17 protein-coding genes, 1 other RNA gene and 1 other annotated feature are annotated in these 19,438 nt (G+C 34.5%); of the genes, 4 read left to right on the forward strand and 14 right to left on the reverse strand.

The genetic code is table 11. From position 1 onward, the window contains the following. Nucleotides 1–57: 57 nt before the first annotated feature. Nucleotides 58–299, reverse strand: a binding site (T-box leader). Between the two features lie 57 nt (nucleotides 300–356). From BFA01S_RS01275 to BFA01S_RS01310, 8 genes are all read right to left on the reverse strand, one after another. Beyond that, the gene (locus BFA01S_RS01275; RefSeq protein WP_066224899.1) at nucleotides 357–1,964 is read right to left on the reverse strand and encodes an ABC1 kinase family protein; all 1,608 of its coding nucleotides are present in this window, start codon (nucleotides 1,962–1,964) and stop codon (nucleotides 357–359) included. A gap of 164 nt (nucleotides 1,965–2,128) precedes the next feature. Continuing rightward, nucleotides 2,129–3,454, reverse strand: coding sequence for an allantoinase (locus BFA01S_RS01280; RefSeq protein ID WP_066224901.1), 1,326 nt, complete (start codon nucleotides 3,452–3,454; stop codon nucleotides 2,129–2,131). A gap of 380 nt (nucleotides 3,455–3,834) precedes the next feature. Continuing rightward, the gene (locus BFA01S_RS01285) at nucleotides 3,835–4,554 is read right to left on the reverse strand and encodes an ABC transporter ATP-binding protein (RefSeq protein ID WP_082799799.1); all 720 of its coding nucleotides are present in this window, start codon (nucleotides 4,552–4,554) and stop codon (nucleotides 3,835–3,837) included. Then, nucleotides 4,551–6,197, reverse strand: a complete 1,647-nt coding sequence (locus tag BFA01S_RS01290) for an ABC transporter permease (protein WP_066224903.1) — start codon at nucleotides 6,195–6,197, stop codon at nucleotides 4,551–4,553. The genes BFA01S_RS01285 and BFA01S_RS01290 overlap by 4 nt, the downstream gene beginning before the upstream one ends. A 1-nt stretch (nucleotide 6,198) precedes the next feature. Continuing rightward, on the reverse strand, nucleotides 6,199–7,287 hold the full coding sequence (locus tag BFA01S_RS01295) for a Fe(3+) ABC transporter substrate-binding protein (RefSeq protein ID WP_066224905.1): 1,089 nt from the start codon (nucleotides 7,285–7,287) through the stop codon (nucleotides 6,199–6,201). 196 nt (nucleotides 7,288–7,483) lie between these two features. Beyond that, the gene (locus tag BFA01S_RS01300; protein WP_235842935.1) at nucleotides 7,484–7,891 is read right to left on the reverse strand and encodes a cupin domain-containing protein; all 408 of its coding nucleotides are present in this window, start codon (nucleotides 7,889–7,891) and stop codon (nucleotides 7,484–7,486) included. Between the two features lie 54 nt (nucleotides 7,892–7,945). Beyond that, the gene (allE, locus tag BFA01S_RS01305; RefSeq protein ID WP_066224910.1) at nucleotides 7,946–8,713 is read right to left on the reverse strand and encodes a (S)-ureidoglycine aminohydrolase; all 768 of its coding nucleotides are present in this window, start codon (nucleotides 8,711–8,713) and stop codon (nucleotides 7,946–7,948) included. A 245-nt stretch (nucleotides 8,714–8,958) separates the two neighbouring features. After that, nucleotides 8,959–10,398 (reverse strand): GGDEF domain-containing protein, encoded by a 1,440-nt coding sequence (locus BFA01S_RS01310; RefSeq protein WP_169800419.1) that lies wholly within the window; start codon nucleotides 10,396–10,398, stop codon nucleotides 8,959–8,961. Nucleotides 10,399–10,599: 201 nt separating this feature from the next. On the opposite strand from BFA01S_RS01310, the gene BFA01S_RS01315 reads away from it, so the two are divergent. Next, nucleotides 10,600–10,794: a hypothetical protein gene (locus BFA01S_RS01315; protein WP_066224916.1), complete on the forward strand. Its 195-nt coding sequence runs from the start codon at nucleotides 10,600–10,602 to the stop codon at nucleotides 10,792–10,794. A gap of 35 nt (nucleotides 10,795–10,829) precedes the next feature. Here the strand turns inward: BFA01S_RS01315 and BFA01S_RS01320 are convergent, their stop codons facing one another. The 3 genes from BFA01S_RS01320 to BFA01S_RS01330 form a co-directional block, all read right to left on the reverse strand. Then, nucleotides 10,830–11,720: a DMT family transporter gene (locus BFA01S_RS01320; protein ID WP_066224918.1), complete on the reverse strand. Its 891-nt coding sequence runs from the start codon at nucleotides 11,718–11,720 to the stop codon at nucleotides 10,830–10,832. A gap of 225 nt (nucleotides 11,721–11,945) precedes the next feature. Beyond that, nucleotides 11,946–13,379: a 4-hydroxyphenylacetate 3-monooxygenase, oxygenase component gene (hpaB, locus tag BFA01S_RS01325; protein WP_066224920.1), complete on the reverse strand. Its 1,434-nt coding sequence runs from the start codon at nucleotides 13,377–13,379 to the stop codon at nucleotides 11,946–11,948. 168 nt (nucleotides 13,380–13,547) lie between these two features. Next, nucleotides 13,548–14,336 (reverse strand): PD-(D/E)XK nuclease family protein, encoded by a 789-nt coding sequence (locus tag BFA01S_RS01330; protein ID WP_235842936.1) that lies wholly within the window; start codon nucleotides 14,334–14,336, stop codon nucleotides 13,548–13,550. A 281-nt stretch (nucleotides 14,337–14,617) separates the two neighbouring features. Between BFA01S_RS01330 and BFA01S_RS01335 the strand changes: the two genes are divergently transcribed. Genes BFA01S_RS01335 through BFA01S_RS01345 form a run of 3 tightly spaced genes read left to right on the forward strand, consistent with a single transcriptional unit; the run spans nucleotide 14,618 to nucleotide 17,057 of the window. Then, the gene (locus tag BFA01S_RS01335) at nucleotides 14,618–14,998 is read left to right on the forward strand and encodes a MerR family transcriptional regulator (protein ID WP_066224922.1); all 381 of its coding nucleotides are present in this window, start codon (nucleotides 14,618–14,620) and stop codon (nucleotides 14,996–14,998) included. Nucleotides 14,999–15,020: 22 nt separating this feature from the next. Further along, nucleotides 15,021–15,710 (forward strand): zinc metallopeptidase, encoded by a 690-nt coding sequence (locus BFA01S_RS01340; protein WP_066224924.1) that lies wholly within the window; start codon nucleotides 15,021–15,023, stop codon nucleotides 15,708–15,710. 51 nt (nucleotides 15,711–15,761) lie between these two features. Next, nucleotides 15,762–17,057 carry a hemolysin family protein gene (locus tag BFA01S_RS01345; RefSeq protein WP_066224926.1) on the forward strand — a complete coding sequence of 432 codons (1,296 nt, stop codon included), beginning with the start codon at nucleotides 15,762–15,764 and terminating at the stop codon, nucleotides 17,055–17,057. A gap of 209 nt (nucleotides 17,058–17,266) precedes the next feature. Here BFA01S_RS01345 and BFA01S_RS01350 read toward each other — a convergent pair whose 3' ends face one another. From BFA01S_RS01350 to smpB, 3 genes are all read right to left on the reverse strand, one after another. Then, nucleotides 17,267–18,253 carry a nuclease-related domain-containing protein gene (locus BFA01S_RS01350; protein ID WP_066224928.1) on the reverse strand — a complete coding sequence of 329 codons (987 nt, stop codon included), beginning with the start codon at nucleotides 18,251–18,253 and terminating at the stop codon, nucleotides 17,267–17,269. A gap of 203 nt (nucleotides 18,254–18,456) precedes the next feature. After that, nucleotides 18,457–18,821, reverse strand: a transfer-messenger RNA (tmRNA) gene (ssrA, locus tag BFA01S_RS01355). Between the two features lie 142 nt (nucleotides 18,822–18,963). After that, complete coding sequence (smpB, locus tag BFA01S_RS01360; protein WP_066224930.1) at nucleotides 18,964–19,431, reverse strand: SsrA-binding protein SmpB; 468 nt, start codon at nucleotides 19,429–19,431, stop codon at nucleotides 18,964–18,966. Nucleotides 19,432–19,438 lie beyond the last annotated feature (7 nt).

The following is a 19,438-nucleotide window of genomic DNA, read 5'->3' on the forward strand; positions in this document are numbered from 1 at the left end:
TCCTCCTTTTTCATTTTTTGAAATAAAAAAACTCCATGCCATTCCACTTGTATTACTACAAGGGACGACAGGAGTTCTATTTCCGACGCGGTACCACCCTAATTTACTTTTTTACTGAATACAATGTAAAAAAGCCTCAATTCGATGCCTTTAACGCAGGTCTAACGGATTTCCCTACTGCAAAATTTCAGGAAACCGGCTAAAAGGTGAGTCGATAATAGATTATCCCAATACTCTCAGCACTGTATTAGTCTCTGTCACATAATGACTATTATCTTGATCCTTCTCATTGCCATTTTCTATATTAACGACTATCTTAAAAGTTTTGGATCGAATTGTCAACTAAAATATAACATTTATTTTCTTTTCAGCCATTTTCTCTGTTTCCAGGTGCATAAAATGTAACCGAATAGTGATAGTCCGACTACTCCGCTTGATACTTGCCATATGTATGAATTTTGTACGTGCATTCCAAAAAAAGTACTTAATGCCGCTAATATACCTAGGAAGAAAACTTGTTTTTTCTGATTTTCATAAATAGAAAAATAATAAGATCTCATCTGTTCTTCTTCTCTTTTATCTAGCAATCTTCCAGGTAGTTCAACTAAACTAGTAAAAGTAGATTGGAACATTTGAATAAATGGCTGTGCTTTTATCCATGTCAGCACGAGTTTCCACTTGTTCGGATAATTTTTGTTAATCCATTCCATAAAAACAGGTTTTATCATATCAATCAGTTCTTCATCAGGATTAATCGTTAAAAGCATTCCTTCAATTGTCACAAATGATCTGCCCAGAAATATAAATCTTGTTGGAACTTGAATTGGTAAAGATCTCATAATATCGTTCATTTCTTTTTTTACAGCAAGTATATCCATCTCTTTAAACCGGTTGAAATCAATTGATAGTACCTCTTTTAATAATTTTTCAACATGCTTTGCATCAGATTTTGGAAGCAAGAAATCTAATTCTCTTAAAGCATCTACTGCGTTTGCATAATTTTTAAATAAAATTGCCTGAATTAAGTGCTGAAAATTAAGGGCATCCTTCTTTGAAATTTCACCCACCATACCAAAATCAAGTAAAATAAGTGTTCCATCTGATCTCACTCGTACATTTCCAGCATGTGGGTCAGCATGAAAAAATCCTGCCTCTAACCATTGCGGAAGAAATACTCTTAATACATGCTCCGATAATTCTTTTCTTGAAATCTGATACTTTTCTAAAAAATCAATGTCGGTAATCCTTGCTCCATCTACCCATTCCATGACAAGTACTTGTGATGTAGTGAATTCAGAATATACTCTTGGTATGAGCAGATTTGAAAAAGAACGGAATCGTTCTCTGAAGTAATTCGATGTTTCCATCTCTTTTTTAAAATCTACTTCTCTCTCAATAACAATCTTTAACTCTTTAAATAATAAATTAAAATTAATAAATCCTTTAGGCAGTGGAGCAAAATGCCCCGCAAACCAAAAAATGATAGCCAATGAACGAAAATCCGTTTTTATAATAGATCTGATTGCTGGCCGCTGTACTTTGACTGCTGCCTCTGTTCCATCTTTCAATATCGCTTTATATACTTGTCCAATCGATGCAGATGCAACTGGCTCCTCTTCAATTGAAAGCAGAATATCCTCAATCGGTCTATTCCATTCCTTTTCCAATTCTTTCTTGATTTCTTCCCAAGGGGCAGCTGGAACTTGGTCAACGAGATCCTGAATTTGTTTTGTAAAGCTTTTCGGCAATAAATCTTCACGAATACTTAATAGCTGTCCCACTTTTATTAATAACCCTTCTAAATCAAATAAAAGCTCCCGAAATTGATTACCAGTCTTCTCCCAAAACCTTTCCCATTCAGACTCAGATTTTCTCCTAAAACGATACCAATATACTTTCAAAAAAACAGATAAGGCAAAACTAAGAATTTTCCATGCTCTAACTGATTTTTTATTATATTTCATTGGAAACCTCCACATATACTGCTCATAATGCTACTATTTTAACATTTTCAAAGCTAAATAAGGATATATGTACCAAATTTGATTTTAACTTCAAAATTTTGAATATATTTATTAGAAAAAAAACAGACCCACCTAAAATAGGTGGGTCTTCACTTCAAATAATATTATTCAGTTACAACTTTGTTATCAGCAAATACAACTTCCCCATTGCTTACTGTGTACTGAACTTTTCCGCGGAAAGTTCTGCCAACATATGGGCTGTATTTATGTCTGTAACGAAGATCTTCTGCTTGTAATGTGAATGATTCTTCTAAGTTAACGATTGCAAGGTCTGCATCACTGCCAGCTGCAATTGTTCCTTTTGCAGGGTATAATCCGAAACGTTTCGCTGGGTTTTCAGCTGCTACTTGAACGATTTTTTCAAGTGATACTTCGCGTTTCCAGTATCCTTCTTCTAAAAGTACGTTTAATGTAGTTTGAGCACCTGAAATTCCGCCCCATGCTTCAAAAATGCCTTTTCCTTCTTTAAAATCAAGCGGTGATGGAGAGTGGTCAGAACCGATTACATCAATTTCACCGTCTTTTAAAAGCTGCCATAATGATTCAACATGCTCTTCATCTCTTAATGGCGGCGCACATTTAGCAATTGGTCCTAATTTTTCTAAATCACTAACAGTTAATGATAAGTAATGCGGACAAGTTTCCACTGTTACGTCAATGCCGCGTTTTTTTGCATCAGCAATTATCTGAACAACTTCACCGCTGCTTGCATGTACAACATGAAGCTTACATCCAGTAGCTTCTGCATATGCTAAAATTCGGCTTACAGCTTCCATTTCAGAAAGGATTGGACGAGAGTTTACATAATCACGAGCAGATACTTGTCCATTTTCTTTCATATAATTTGCTAATTGACCTGTAATAATATCACTTTCAGCATGAACTGCTAAAATAGAATCTAATCCTTTAATAACTTGCATACCTTTGAAAAGTGTTACGTCTTCAGCATAACCGAAATCTGCAATTCCACTGTTAGACATGAATGCTTTGAAACCGATAACACCTTTGTTATGTAGCTCTTCTAATTTATCAAGGTTTTCAGGAACCATTCCGCCCCATAGTCTGTAGTCAACAACAGATTTTTCTTCAGCAAGTGCTGCTTTTGCATCAAATGCTTCCCCGTCAATTGTTGGAGGTGTACTGTTTAATGGCATATCAAAAAATGTTGTTACACCGCCAGCTGCTAAACTCGCACTTCCAGTTGCAAGTCCTTCCCACTCAGCCCTTCCCGGCTCATTGAAATGAACATGTGTATCAACTAAACCTGGTAATACATGAAGACCTGTTGCATCAATTTCTTCTACAGCAGAACCATTAATTTTTTCAGCAATTTCCACAATTTTTCCGTCTTTAATTGCGATATCGCCTTTTTTAATTCCTTCAGCATTTACGATAGATCCATTACGAATTATTTTGTCATAAGTTTGCATAGAAACCATCCTTTTTTCACAAATATTTAATATCTGTACTTGTTCTACTTTTATCGTTGGAGTCTTAGTAATAGAAATATTTTTTAAAAAATAATTACTGAAAAACCAACAAAAAGAGCATTCCTAATAATATAATAATCTCTAATCATCATTCCTGCAATATTTCAAACATACAATAGCAAATTAAATAAAACCAATTGAAAGCGCATTCATATAATTATACACTAAATTCCCTTTAATACTTCTATTAAAAAGCTCTTCTTTAATTAAAAGCAACCTATTTTTTAGGTTAACAATATGTTTCTCTTTAGTCAATAATTTTTTGAATATTTAGATAAAACAAAAGGACCTACTCGATATAAGCAAGCCCTCCTCAAATATTAATTTACTTCCTGTTCCTGTCTTATATTAATTCCAGCATTATATATACATTCAAAACATTTTCCGTCACTCAATGGAACTTCTCCAAATATAATACTACTGTCGCAAATAGCATTAACATCATTACGGTCATGTGTAACGATGATACAGGTCATGTTAGCTGTTTTCAAAATCATCCTAAGCTCTTCACGAATAGAACCCTTTAAATCCTGATCCAGGTTACTGAATGGTTCATCCATTAATAATACATTCGGTTTTGGAGCAAGCGCTCTTGCAAGCGCAACACGCTGCTGCTGTCCTCCGCTTAACTCATGTGGATACCGTTTTTCAAATTTCTCCATCTGAACAAGTTCCAGCATTTCTGTAAGACGGGACTTTCGGTTTTTTCGCGGTAATCTACTTAAACCAAAAAGAATATTTTCTCTCACTGTCATATGGGGGAATAAAGCATAATCTTGGAATACCATTCCTACACCCCTATCTTCCGGCTGCATAAATTTCTTCTCATTTGCAACGACATTGCCAGCAATAGTAATACTTCCTTTTGTCGGCATTTCCAATCCTGATAATAAACGAAGCAGTGTACTTTTCCCACTCCCGCTCGGTCCAAGCACCCCAACAATTTCTCCCTCATCCATTGAAAATGAAACATCACTAATAATCGGCATACCTTTATGCGTATAAGAATAAGTAAGATTTTGGACTTCTACTATTTTCATCGTTTCACCCTCTTATCTACCATTTGAAAAATAATGACCGATAATGTACTAATACAAATTATAATTAAAGATGGAATGGAAGCTTCATAAATTTGCTCATCCTTTGCAAATTGAAACGTTTTCGTCGCTAATGTCTCAAAATTAAAAGGTCTTAATAATAATACTAACGGCAGCTCCTTACAAATTTCAATAAAAGTTAGTATAAATCCACTAAATAATGCTCCTTTAATTAAGGGAAGATCTACTTTGAAAAATGTCTTCGTCACACCAAGACCGAGCATTCTTGATGCTTCTGAATATTGTGTACCAATTTTTTCAAATCCTACTTCCACAGCATTAAATCCAGTAGCCATGAAACGAATCGTATAGCCCACGATCAGCATAACGAGGGATAAGCTTAATACTAATGGAGCTCCTTCAAATCCAATGGCAGAATAAAGCGGTGCTAACTTTTTATCAAGCGTAATAAACATAGCAAGCACACCGATCGCAATAATTGCACCTGGAATCGAATATCCTGATGTAATCCATTTTGCTAAAAAATAAGATAATGAAGACTGTGTTCTGCAAACATTTGCCACAATGACAGAAACAATGAGAATAAGTGTTGTTGCAATTGCAGCAACATAAACTGTCTGATAAAGCAGCAAAAAGAATGATTCATCCCAAACTTTATCAAAAGTTAATCTTGCCCATGATAACAGCTGGATGAAAGGAATAAAAAAGCCTAATGCCACGATGACAGAACAAAATGCTGTAGCAGCACCTGCCCGGAATCCAGTTAATTTCATTCTCGATAAAGGTCTTGTTTGATTACTCAATTGATAACGGCGGCGCTGTCTAAGAATTCTTTCTAAAATAAACAATCCAACAATAAAAATCATTAACCATGAAGCAAGCCTCATTGCTGAATCAACATCATACATACCGAACCAAGTTTGGAAGATTGCCGTCGTAATGGTATGGATACCGAAATAACTTGTGACACCATAGTCACTCATTACCTCATATATAACTAAAACAGCCCCACCAATAATAGCAGGCCTGGACAGTGGAAGAACAACTTTTAAAAAGATTGTTAAAGGCTTCTTTCCCAATAATCTTGCACTTTCAAAAAATGAAGTGCTTTGACTCTCTAAAAATGCTCTCGTAATAATATATACATAAGGGAAGAGAAATATAGTAAAAATAAAAATAGCCCCGCGAAGTGATGAAATAGATAATAATTCTGAATTAATTTGATAATCAAAATTATTTCTTAAAGTCGTCTGCAAAACACCTGTATAACTGAGCATCGTTCGATAAATATATGCGGCAATATAAGGCGGTATCGCCAAAGGCAATATAAGTCCCCAACGAAAAAATTTTCTTAAAGGGAAATCATAAGCAGCAATCAGCCATGCTAAAGATACCCCTAAGAAAGCAGTTAATACACCAGTAACACCAACAATAACAATTGTGTTCATTACATAGTTTGTCAGTAAGTATTGACGGATGTGAAGCCAATTTTCATTCGGCTCATGAAATAAAGAAAGGAAGATAAAGATAATAGGCAGCAGAATAACTGCTGCCACCATTATACTAATCATCCACCATCCGTTAAATTCTTTACGAAAGTAACGTTTTAAGGCTTCTGTATTCATTTTATTTCCAGCCTACTTTATTGAAAATGCCGATCGCTTTTTGATTATGTTCACCTAAAGTATCAAAGTTAAGCTCTTGCATTTTAAATTCTCCCCATGATTTAAGAATCTCTGGTTTCTCAGCATTCTCATTAACTGGGAACTCATAGTTATTTGCTGATAAGAATTCTTGCGCTTCCACATCTGTAATATATTCGATTAGTTTCGTTGCATTTTCAGGGTTTTTACTATGCTTCGTTAAACCGATTCCGCTAATATTAACATGTGTACCATTTGTTTCTTGGTTAGGGAAGAAAACACCAATGTTTTCAGCTACCTTTACTTCTTCCGGCTCTGATGAATTTGCAAGTAAACCAACATAATATGTGTTCATAATTGCTACATCACCCGTACCAGCAGCAATTGCCTTCGCTTGGTCACGGTCACCGCCATCTGGCTGGCGAGCAAAGTTTTTCACAACACCTGCTGCCCATTTCTCTGCTTCTTCTTCACCGTTAAGCTCGATGAAAGAAGCAAGTAATGATTGATTGTATAAATTTGTTGAAGAACGAGCTAATACTTTGCCTTTCCACTTATCGCTTGTTAAGTCTTCATATGTAGAAAGCTCTTCAGGTTTTACTCTGTCTTTTGAATAAACGATAACACGAGCTCTTGTTGCCATACCAATCCAGTTATCATCTTTATCACGGAACTTAGCAGGAACATTTTTATCAATAATATCTGATTTCACTGGCTGAAGAATATCATTTTTCTTCGCATTTGCTAAAATTCCGCCATCAACAGTAATAAATAAGTCCGCTTCTGTACTTTCCCCTTCACGTTTTAAACGTTCGATCAGCTCTTCAGCTTCACCTTTTACAACATTTACTTTAATACCAGTTTTCTCTGTGAAATTACTGAAAACTTTATCATCTGCTTCATAATGTCTAGCAGTGTATACATTTACAACTTGATCTTCCTTCGGTTTATCATTAGCACTATTGTCCTTAGTTGATTCATTTTTAGCTTCGTTTGAACCACAGGCAGCAAGCCCAGCTGCAAGTAAGACCATTGCAAGGAAACTAAGTGCAAGTTTTGAAAACTTCTTCATCCTTACTCCACCTTTTACTTCATTTTTTGATGATAATGATAATCATCACCATAGACAACTATCATTCTATATTGCTCCTTATAAAACGTCAATATAATTTTCAAAAAATTTCTTTTTTTCAATTTATTCCTATTTATTTAACTACATGAAGTAAATAAAAACGGACTTACCAATTAAGGCAAGTCCGCAATATTATTTATTTCGTTTTTCTTTCGTATTTCGTAATATCCATAGTAGCTGGGTTATCGCCACAAGCAAATCCAACGAACATGAAGTTTTCTGTACCTGTGTTTAACATTCCATGGATTTGGTTAGGTTTAGCTAATAGGATCATACCAGCTTTGATAGGAATTTCGTTTTCAAGGTCTGGATAGTAAACTCCTTCTCCTTGAATACAAACCCAAATATCATCAACAGCTGAATGTGAATGAACATATAAGTCTTGTCCAGGCTCAAGGCACCAAATTGCCCCAACTGTTCTTTCTGTTTCATAGAAGAAGTTCTTTTGCGCTTGTTCTGAACTAAATTTTGCGATTTTATCTACTTCGAAGACTCTTTCTTTCATGATTTCTTCGATTGTTGCAGCTGTCTTGTTTTCTGACATATGCGATTCCCCCCTAAAATAACTGTCTGTTCTTCAGAGCATCTTTTTAAAAAATTATTTTAATTCTGCATCGCGGTTGCAGTCTTTAGAGTAAACATAAGTTAATGGCTCTCTTCCTACTGCGTAACCTGCTTGTTGTACGTATGGACCCATGAAAATGTAATCGCCTTTTTTCACTGGAATCCACTCATTATCTAGGTTGTACATTCCTTCTCCTGATAGAAGGTATGCGCCATGCTCTTGTACATGTGTTTCGATAAATGGATGGCATGCTGCTGGATCGAATGAAAGGATATGGAAGTTCATATCGAAATCGATATCCGTTGGTAATAAGTCTTTAATGTGTACATTATGCATATCATCATAATCTCTATATTCAATATCGTTTGAATGGCTTGAGTAAACCCATGGTTTTTTGCCTTCAAGCGGACGATATTTTTGTTTGTAAAGGAATACTCTAGAGTCACCTTCAGCAATATTTTCTAAATACATAGTTGTTCCAGGTGGGCAGTATAAGTATCCGCTATCTTTTAATTCAAACTCTTGCTCGTCTGCTTTAGCTTTTACTTTACCTTCAATAACATAAACAAATGTTTCTACATCTGCTTGTCCGCCGAAACCTTCAGCATTTTTCCCGCCGTCTTGCATTGTGATAATGTAATCAACAAAGCTTGCTCCAAGCTTAGGTGAACCTAAAATTGAAATAATGCAGTTTTCAAATCCAGGAACAACATTGTTCACTAGTCCTTCAGGTGCGATTAATGCATATAAACCATGCTTAATAATTGATCTGCTTGATAATAAATCTTTAGGATAACCCATCTGTACAAACGCTCCTTTTTTTATCTTTGTTCTCTATATATAATACTTATAAAAACGCTTCGATTCCAATTGTAAACCTGTTCTCGAAATAACTCAAGTCCATGATTTCACCACGGGAATCTATTAAATTCTATCTAATATTTTAAGCTCTTTTATTCCATTAGTCAATTAAGCATAATCTAAAAATTGCGTCAAGTTTTGTGATTATTCAAATTTTATTTGGCCTTATTCTTCCTAATGAGAAACTAGGCATAGATTTGATACTGATTTTTGCCTTTTCTTTTTGATTCATACAAAACAGTATCTGCTTTTTCATAAAGCATCTGCATATTATCATCATCATTTGCAAAAGCAATTCCTATACTAACTGTAACATCAACCTTTCTTAAATCACATTCCGGCAATAATAATTTATTCATTTCTGCAATCAGTTTATTTGAGATGCTAATAATTTCTTCCATGTTAGTATTCGAAAAAATAATAGCAAACTCATCCCCTCCCAGTCTTGCAGCTAGATTTTGCTTGCCGGCACAGGCTTGAATAACTTTCGCTGTGACTGTTAATAAAACATCTCCCTTACCATGACCGAGCTTATCATTTACTAATTTAAAATTATCTAGGTCAACCATCATTAAAGCAACATTCGATTCTCTTCTTCTAAGTAAGCCTTTTAATGTCTGTTCAAATGCCGCTCTATTTTTTAATCCTGTTAAACTGTCATGGAATGCGAGGTACATCGGTCTTGCAACAATACGGGCAATAATGAATGAAAGAATAATAGCCGCAGTTAGAATAATGAATAAATGTATAAGGAAATCTTTTCGGTAATCATTTAATACCGAATTCAATTCCCCCTTATTGTAAGCGATTTCAACAATTCGGTGAGTCATTGAACCATTGTCCGTATAATACTCATAAGGAATGTAACGAAAATTAGTTTCTTTTCCATTTAATATCCCTGTAAATTCCTCTTCTTTTCCACTTTTCACAACATTTCTAAATACTTTTTCTTTTTGCTTTGACAGCTTCACAATTTCCCCATTCTTTATTTTTTCTCCTAAAATAAAACCATCAGGAACATACACATGGATTTCATCCACAGATGTATACTGTTTTTCTAAACTGTCAATTACATCCGTAAAATTAAATTCATTTAATATTTCTTTATTACTAAGTGAAACCCCTAACTCAATTATGTATTTATGATCCGGTGTAGGCATATAGCTGTATTTTTTGAATTCCCCACTTTTCTGGTGAAGATCCATACCATCATAAACAAAGGTTTCCCCATTTCTGCGCATATCCAAAAGTTTAGAAAAGGAATCACAGCATGATTTAAAATCAAGATTAATGTCTTCTTTTAAACTGCTATGAGTAATAATATTTTCTTTATTTATAATAAAAACATCCATTCCGAACTTTTCCTTAAGTGCATCAAAATCCCACATATCAAAATTCGAATTAGTTTTATAAAGTGAAAGCAATGCTTCTGAGTACTGCCTCATCTTTTCCGTCGTTTCTTTATCAAACATATTATAAGCTTTATCAATAGTATGTAAGGAATTCAAAATAGTATCCTCTACTAGCTGAAGTTTTATATTATGCTCTTCAATTAAATGTCTTTTTACCTTAACTTGGTCGATAAATGCTACCGATAAAGAGATAAGCACTGAAAACGAAATCATTATTAATGTAAGGTATATTCTAAAGTTTTTTATCATCTCATATTTCCAACTCCTCTCAAAAGTACAAGTAAGACTATTATACTACTTTAATAATAAGGAAAAAATACAAAAATAAGTATTTTAGACTATTATTTACCTGTAAATAATAAATTGAATAGTTTTATAACCTATTCTCGTCTAATTATTGAAAGGAGGGAGGATATGGAACAGGGAAAAAGTAGAAAGGCGTTTATAGAATCATCTGAGTACTCTTTTAAAAATAAAAAATATGAAAAGCAATATGAAACACCATTAACAGACGACCTTTATATTCATGTAAGGGGAATAAATCCAGTTACACGAAAAGATTTAGAAGTGAAGATTCCTATTGAAAAAGATAAACTTTTACAAAAGTAAGAAAGGTTTTCCTTTTAAAAGGAAACCTTTCCCCATTATCCAGTGACATAGCTTGTTCTGCTCCCTAACCAGTTAACGATAATTACACCTGAAATTGCGATAATCCCGCCTATAAGAGAAAGAGTGCTTGGCCATTCACGAAGCCAAAGCCATGCGACAAAGATTGCAATGACTGGTTCTACGTACATCATACTCGTTACAGAACTCGCTTTTCCCAGAGATAATGCTGTAGCCCACATAACATATGCAATTGCTGCCGGGAAAATCCCAACGTAAATCGCTGATAAATGAGCCTCGATTGTAGCATGCTGAATATCTTCAAAAAGTCCGGGAAAGAAAATGAAAAACGGCAATGTACCAGCCCAGGTAAAATAGGCAGTCAACTCAATTGGCTTATAACGACTGAATAACGGCTTTTGAAAAACAAAAAATACGGATGTTGCCACAGCCGCAAGCAGCATGAATAAAGCTCCTTCAGATATATGAAAAGATTGACCTGTCGTTCCTATCGTAATAAGAATAATACCGATAAATCCGACAAATAGACCTGCCCATCCAAACAGACCAAGCTTTTCTTTTAATACGATGACAGCAATCAAGGATGTGAAGACAGGAGCCGAACCGATAATCATTCCAGCAGTGCCTGCCTCTACTGTTAATTCCCCGAATGTTACACCAATATGATAAATGCTAATACCGACCCATCCAAGTGCTAAAATCTTAATTACATCCTCTTTTTTCGGCAGCTGAAACTGAACACCAGGCCATAAAGCGTAGATGAGAAAAATACTTGATGCGATAAGGAAACGAATAAGTACTAAATGTCCTGCGGAATAACCGCCTTGCAGGCTTGCTCGAATAGCAGCAAATGTAGAACCCCATATTATAATTGTAATAAATGCTAGCAGAAAAACTTTTTTATTCAAAATGGCCCTCCTATTCTTTTATGCCAGCCTTAACGGGCAGTAAGACTCCCACTTCAATGTTCTGAGAATTCGAAGAAGTTAGTGGGGAGATGAAAAAACCCCCCACTGATGGAAGTTTCACTTTATTATAAAATTAAAAATACGAAGCTGGCAGCCTCGTAAATGGTTAAATATTATTTTATCCTATCTCCATTATTAATAAAAGAATGTTATTCTACAAACATTTCATTCTGTATCTAATAGAGATTTTGCCAATTTTATTGCATTCTCTCTTGAATAACTATTATATAAGCTTGTATTAAGCCTTACCGGATCACCAAAGAAGAATCTCTCATATAGGGTCTGTCTTCCTCCAAATGAGCTTGTGCTTATATCCCATGCCAATCTAAAAAGCTTTGTTCTCATTTGTGCATCACCGGAAGCTGCTTGTAAGTAATGATGCAAATCACCTTTTATGTCTGAATTAAAATCCTTTTCTGTAGGAATGGAAATTAATCCGCTTGCCCCAAGAAGATGCAAAATCTCCACTATCCTCGGATATAACTTCGGAAAAGTACTAATAGCTGTGTAAAGCGGATTTAAGCCTGGCAGCATGATCCCTCTCTTATCTTCTTTTGCCTCTATTTCTGATACTAGTAAGAGCGCCTTCATCGTTTCAAATCCGATAATGATTTCGCTCACTTTCTCTTTTACATGCTGGTATCCGCTAATATCAATTGTGTTGACTATTAATTGTGCGACACCTAAAAGAAATTCTGTTTTTATTACTTGCCTTGCTACTGCTTGATGAAGGAGAAAAGGATAAAATTTTGATTCTTCATACATTTTATTTACAATATTATAATCATTATATAAAAATACCCTATCCCATGGAACTAACACATTATCAAATACAACAATAGTATCCATTTCTTCAAATCTGGAACCCAGAGGATGATCGAATACGGAATTACTACAGGAAAACGGCTCTCTGCATATAAATTTTAAGTTGGGAGTATTACTTGGAATCGAGAATGCATAGATAAATGATTCTTCAATGAAATTACCTCCAATTGGCAAAACTAATAATTCATCTGTAATTCCACCTTGTGTCGCCAATAAACGTGCACCTTTTATTATAAGTCCACTACTGTTCGTTTCTACAATTCTGGCGGAAATAGGCTCAGCCTCATCGTCATCAAAATAACCTATCGAACGATTTACTTGCGGGTTAACAAATGTATGAGCAAATGTTATATCGTTCTCCCTCGCATGCTCATACAACTTTTTTATATTTTGCCCAAAATGCTCTTTATTCTCAAAACATTCCCATGCTGATCCTAACGCCATAACCCCAGCATTCATATAATCCGGAGATCTCCCCATCATACCGCCTGATGTTTTAGCCCATTCCTGCGTAGTCAGCCTCCTTTTCTCTAAATCTTCTTTTGTCCGCGGCTGTAAATAAGATGTCCCGACTCTATCCCCCGTTAACGGTGATTTATATGTCATAAAATCCTTTGTTAACTGTAAATCAAATAAGGCTGCTTTACTTTTTAGTACCCCTTTAAATGCATAATGGTCACAAATATTTCCCTTTATCTTTTGACCATCGATCCAAATCTCAGCTTGCAGCTGACGAATCCGCTCCAAAAAGGCTGAACCATTAATGGCTGGCATGCTATCCCACCTTTATTTTTATAACGGACTAATGAAAACCCCATTCTTTAGTTTATGTGTGGGGGATAACATTTTGCTTTTCCCACTTGAATTTAAATTCATTTATTCTGGAAAAATAAAAATGACCGCAATATTCTGATCATATTGCGGTTAAAATTTCTGACACAGTTAATGTAATAAATTGTTTGTTAATTTATGGACCTCTTCAAATTCATTAGAACTCTCTTTACATCTTTGTGTAAAAGGACAGCTCATACATTCTCTTAATAAATTTGTTTTTATATAGCCATCTGGATGTTGTAAAAGAGATTTCATATGTTTCAAATAAATGATTCCTTTTTTCACATCATCATTTTTTGGAAAGTAAGTGTACCTTTTGCCTTCTAACAGTGTAATAATCTCAATCTTTTCAGGTAATTTGCCGAATGCTTGATTTGAAAATACAACAATTAAATAATTATATAACTTGGTCATTTCTTCATCTGCTTCTATAAGATATTTTTTTATGATAAAGGAATCTGTTGACCATTCTGCTAATTCAAAAGTAACTGAAAGTTGAGTCTCTAATTCTTCAATATATGTATTCAGCTTTTCATATAGAAATAACGGCGGCTTTGGGCCGTTATCTGTCATTAAAAACTGAAGTAAATGATCGGTCGTTTTTGCTAAAATAATATAATAATCGATTTTTGATTCAAAATAGTTTAAATCTATACCCTTCCAATATTTATCAATCAATTTTAATATGTTTATTTTATTTCTCGTATGTAATGGGAGCTGATAATATTTTTGAACAACTTGATTAACAATGAATTGAACTGCCTGCCTCCATCTTACTTGGTGGAAGTTGGCTGATACAATATATTGATAATAAAATTTATAAGGACATCTTATAAACGACTCTAAATGGTAGTCAGTCATCGTCTTCACCGAGACTAGATGGTGCATGTTTTTCATTTAGTCATTCCTTCCTTTCTTTTAATCTTCTGGCATTACACAAATCAATTGATAATGATTATCACTTACTTTAATTTAACTGATAACCATTATCAATGTCAAGGTAATCCCTTATAAAAATTGAAAGGTCCTATTAGACAGTAATTGAATAATTGTTAAATGTGAATTTTTTGTTATATTTACCGATTAATAGTTTTATTATTTGTTTAAAAAAAATATAATTAATTTATAACTATCACGTTACAGTTTGGAGGAATAAAATTGGGAAAGAGAAATTAAAAATTGGAGAATTAGCAGAGTTATCAAATCTTACAAAGAGAACAATCGATTATTATACAAATCTTGGTCTATTAAAAGTGGAACGTTCCTCTTCAAATTACCGTTACTATGATCACTCTGCAATTGAGCGCCTACATTTCATAGAAAACTGTAAAAATAGTGGTATGTCATTAGAAGAGATTAAAAAGAAACTAATAGACGAAGATTCAGAAGAAATTGATGTTCTGGAATTAAGATTAAAAATTAAAGGCTTAGAGAAAGATGTCTCACAAATTTTAGACCAGCTCGGTAAACATGATTCAATGAATCAAGAATATGTAAAGAAGCATGTTTCACATGAAAGTCTATCATTAATTCAAACTTTATTATTATTACTCAATTAACTTTCGGAGGTTTTAAACAGCTATGATTTTTCACCCTATGGATTTTCTTATTTTTTTAGCCTTAGGTATCTCAATATGGGCACAATTTAAAGTAAAAGGAAATTTCAAAAAGTGGTCTGAGGTTGCAACACGGACTGGTTTGTCCGGTGCAGAAGCAGCACGCCGAATTCTCGACAGTAACGGGCTAAGCAATATCCCAATTGAAGTAGTACCTGGTACACTTTCTGATCATTATGATCCAATTAACAGAGTGGTTCGATTATCTGAATCCGTATATTACGGTCACTCTATTGCATCCGTGTCTGTTGCCGCACATGAAGTAGGACACGCTATTCAACATCAGCAAGCCTACCCTGCCCTCGTTATTAGACATCGTATTTTTCCGGTAGCTAATATTGCGTCGGGTATTGCTCCCTTTTTATTTATCGGAGGAATGTTATTACAGCAATTTTCTCTGATAGGGATAGGAATTCTTGTCTTCTCCGCTGCAGTAGCATTTCAATTAGTTACATTACCTGTTGAATTTGACGCAAGTAAACGAGCTAAAAGTTTAATGCTCGCTGAAGGTATCTTATATAACGACGAAGAAAAAGGCGTTAAAAAAGTACTAAATGCAGCGGCCTTAACATATGTAGCTGGAGCTTTAATGGCATTATTTGAATTAATTAAGTTTGTAATGATCTTTTTACAGGGAAATAACGAAGAAGAATAAATTATTTACCACTTAAGGAGGTGTATGTCTTACTTTAAGTAAGACTACTTATTGACCACTATAAATTTAATTATATTTGTATTATTAATCGCTTTAACCGCATTTTTCGTAGCAACAGAGTTTGCAATCGTAAAAATACGTGCTTCTAAAGTCGATCAGCTTATCTTTGAAGGGAAAAAAGGCGCAACAGCTGCTAAAAAAGTGGTTACACACTTAGATGAATATTTATCAGCCTGCCAACTAGGAATAACTGTTACCGCATTAGGAATCGGGATGGTTGGAGAATCAACATTTGAGATCATTTTGCATCCTTTGTTTGAGTACTTTAACTTGAGCGAGTCGGCTTCGCATATATTAACATTGGGGATCGCTTTTACTATCGCAACATTCTTACACGTTGTAGTTGGAGAACTTGCTCCTAAAACACTTGCTATTCAAAAAGCAGAGACTATCACCCTTTTATGCGCGCGTCCAATTATATGGTTTTACAGAATCTTGTACCCATTTATTTGGTTCCTTAATGGTTCCGCTCGCTTTCTTGTCGGATTATTCGGTTTGAAACCTGCTTCAGAACATGAATTAGCCCATTCTGAAGAAGAGTTACGTATCTTATTATCCGAAAGCTATAAAAGCGGAGAAATTAATAAAAATGAATTAAAGTATGTAAATAATATTTTCGAATTTGATGAGAGAATAGCTAGAGAAATTATGGCACCTCGGACTGAACTAGTAAGTATTTCTGTTACCGACACATTTAGCCAAATCATGGATACAGTTACATCAGAAAACTATACTAGATATCCAGTAATAAATGGTGATAAAGATACTATTTTAGGGTTTGTTAACGCTAAAGAACTCCTCGTAGCTAGTGTAATGAATAAAGACAAAGAAAATAAATTAAACATAGAAGATTTTATAAATCCTGTCATTTGTGTTATTGAAACGATACCTATTCATGATTTATTAGTAAAAATGCAAAAAGAAAGAGTCCACTTAGCTATATTAATTGATGAATATGGCGGAACATCCGGTTTAGTTACAGTTGAGGACATAATTGAAGAAATTGTTGGAGAGATAAGAGATGAATTTGATGAAGATGAAGTGCCTGAGATCCGAAAATTAAATGAAGACCATTTTATCTTAGACGCTAAATTACTTATTACAGATGTCAATCATTTATTAGGAACAAGCTTATTTGAAGAAGAAGTTGATACAATAGGCGGCTGGTTCTTAACAAAAAATTTCGATGCCAAAATGAATTCAATAGTGGAAGCTGAAGGATATGCATTTAAAATATTTGAAATTGATGGACATCAAATTCATTATATTGAAGTAAAAAAAATTTAAGAAAGCTAGTTTTAGAAAGGAACTTCGCTATTTTGGGAAGTTCCTTTTTAAATTAAAATAAATAACTGAAAAAAGCCGTTATTCAAGCTTTGACGATGGCTATTTTATTAATCCCGTTCTTTTTTAATCAACATCAAACGAAAGAAAATAGACAATCAATGCATAATAATCTAAATCATTATTTTCAAGTCAGATCACTGAATTTATTTTTAATTTCTAAAATTATTCAGTATATCAAATAGCAACTTATATCTTCTTCCCTTATTCATCCCTTCAGCTTCAAGTGGAATAGTTTGAAATAATCTTTTCACCACATCTTCGGAAGAAACCTTTAGGAAATGTCTGCCCTCTTTATTATTAATAGTCGTATCTATTAATAAACTATAATCCTTCAATGCCTTTATATGGGCATTTTTAGAAGTCTTCATACAAACCTTGCATAGCCAACTCCCGTGAATTCTTTCTATCGGAAGCTTTAAACAATAGTCACATTGAACACCGTTTAATAATTCAGAAGCGTGAACTTGAAAACGTTTGAGAATATTTTGTCTTAGAGGAATATGCTTACTAAGCATTTGTTTTGCAAGAAAATGAAGGTTATTCATAGCCAAACTTTCAATTGAATAAGTTTTATCTAATTCATTTACTCTAATCGGGATAATTTGACTGTGGATAATTTTTTGAGAAAGGTCGCAAGTTTTATTTGATACTTTGATAACAGAACGGGTATTGGCAATAACGATTAAAGTTTCAATTGGAATTCCAGTAAAACCAAGTTTCTCTAACCAAAGCCCCAATTGAATACGCTGGTAAGAAACTTGAGCTAGCGGGTCTGGAAATGCCTCTTCTTTGTTATCTGCTGAGCGAATTAATTGATTGAGCTCTAAATCAAAATATAGAGTACCTGTTATATTCTTCACTTCAATAATAAGAAAATATTTTTTAGATAGTATGAGGGTGTCAAGTTGAAAGAAATATGCTCCATTACTTAAACGAAGGTCATAAAAAATGAGGTATTGGTCTTCTCTAAGGTAACTGAGAGGAAATTGTAACGATTGTTCTCCTTTGTATCCAGCAATACTTTTATTATATGCTTCTTGTATTTGCGCTCTCTTCCGATGTTCACATGGCAATCGCCGTAATAAAGCCTCAAGCTGCTGCAAGTAGAGAGGCTGCTCATGCTTTTTTATAATCACATTGTCACTCCTATATACTTATTCATGACATACTTCGCTTAAAACGACGAAATTCCTCTACCATTCTCAAATAATCAATACATTTTTAAGAATATCAGCGAAAATTCCATTTTATCAGCGATTTCACAATTATATCGGCGAATTTCCCTCTTTATCAGCGATTTATCTAAAAAAGACAAAATAAAAACCACCAAATTCATATTTGGTGGAGACGGAGGGAGTCGAACCCTCGTCCAAAAATATCGGCACTTAAGCGTCTACGAGCGTAGTCGATATATTTAAATTTCGCTAACTCTTATGCCTACCGACGGGCGTCCGAGCAGCTAGTCTGATTAATCTCTTCCCTCATCCCCAGACGGAGGAATCAGGCGTAGTCCACTAAGAGTGAGTCCCTTACCCTACCACATGGACGATGGAGGGAGGAACAGCCTTAAACAGTTATTAAGCTGCTAAAGCTAAGTTTTGTTTAGATTCGCCAGTTATTATTGGCTTTGACGTTTTAACGAAGACGATCCCTTCGGCTCGCAACCTAAGCTCGAACTATCCCTGTCGAATCCGTAACGTCCCCATTATAAAGCCGCATATTGCCACTTAAGGGTATACGGGAGAAAGCTAAAGCTTAACTTGCTTATTAAATTGTTTAATTAACTTATAAACTTATTATATCAGAAATAGACAAGTTTGCAATTGTTATTTTTTAGGATATAACTCTATTCCTTTTGACGTTCACGGAATGCACGCTCAATATCACGCTTTGCTTCTTTCTTCTTGAGGTCTTCCCGCTTATCGTATTTCTTTTTACCCTTACCGAGTCCAATTAAAACTTTCGCATAGCCATTTTTCAAATAAACTTTCAATGGAACGAGTGCATACCCTTCTTCTTTCGTCATTCCAATCAGTTTACTTATTTCCTTTTTGTGAAGCAAAAGCTTTCTCGTACGAAGCGGTTCGTGATTGTAACGGTTTCCCTGCTCATACGGACTTACATGCATATTATGTAAATAAACTTCTCCACGTTCTACTTTTGCGTAGGAGTCTTTTAAGTTTGCCCGGCCGTTACGGATAGACTTAATTTCTGTTCCTTGAAGTACAATTCCAGCTTCATATGTATCTTCAATAAAATAATCATGATTTGCTTTTTTATTTTGTGCAACGACTTTTCCCATACCTTTTGGCAATGAGGTT

This window comes from Metabacillus fastidiosus NBRC 101226, from assembly GCF_001591625.1.
Lineage (GTDB): Bacteria > Bacillota > Bacilli > Bacillales > Bacillaceae > Metabacillus > Metabacillus fastidiosus.

Excerpts from the sequence above, each read along its gene's own strand:
- hpaB (WP_066224920.1), bottom strand. The coding sequence starts at position 13,379 with ATGCCAGCCATTAATGGTTCAGCCTTTTTGGAGCGGATTCGTCAGCTG.
- BFA01S_RS01340 (WP_066224924.1), top strand. The coding sequence starts at position 15,021 with ATGATTTTTCACCCTATGGATTTTCTTATTTTTTTAGCCTTAGGTATC.
- BFA01S_RS01275 (WP_066224899.1), bottom strand. The coding sequence starts at position 1,964 with ATGAAATATAATAAAAAATCAGTTAGAGCATGGAAAATTCTTAGTTTT.
- BFA01S_RS01315 (WP_066224916.1), top strand. The coding sequence starts at position 10,600 with ATGGAACAGGGAAAAAGTAGAAAGGCGTTTATAGAATCATCTGAGTAC.
- BFA01S_RS01295 (WP_066224905.1), bottom strand. The coding sequence starts at position 7,287 with ATGAAGAAGTTTTCAAAACTTGCACTTAGTTTCCTTGCAATGGTCTTA.
- BFA01S_RS01280 (WP_066224901.1), bottom strand. The coding sequence starts at position 3,454 with ATGCAAACTTATGACAAAATAATTCGTAATGGATCTATCGTAAATGCT.
- BFA01S_RS01290 (WP_066224903.1), bottom strand. The coding sequence starts at position 6,197 with ATGAATACAGAAGCCTTAAAACGTTACTTTCGTAAAGAATTTAACGGA.
- BFA01S_RS01300 (WP_235842935.1), bottom strand. The coding sequence starts at position 7,891 with ATGTCAGAAAACAAGACAGCTGCAACAATCGAAGAAATCATGAAAGAA.
- BFA01S_RS01310 (WP_169800419.1), bottom strand. The coding sequence starts at position 10,398 with ATGATTTCGTTTTCAGTGCTTATCTCTTTATCGGTAGCATTTATCGAC.
- allE (WP_066224910.1), bottom strand. The coding sequence starts at position 8,713 with ATGGGTTATCCTAAAGATTTATTATCAAGCAGATCAATTATTAAGCAT.
- BFA01S_RS01330 (WP_235842936.1), bottom strand. The coding sequence starts at position 14,336 with ATGAAAAACATGCACCATCTAGTCTCGGTGAAGACGATGACTGACTAC.
- BFA01S_RS01285 (WP_082799799.1), bottom strand. The coding sequence starts at position 4,554 with ATGAAAATAGTAGAAGTCCAAAATCTTACTTATTCTTATACGCATAAA.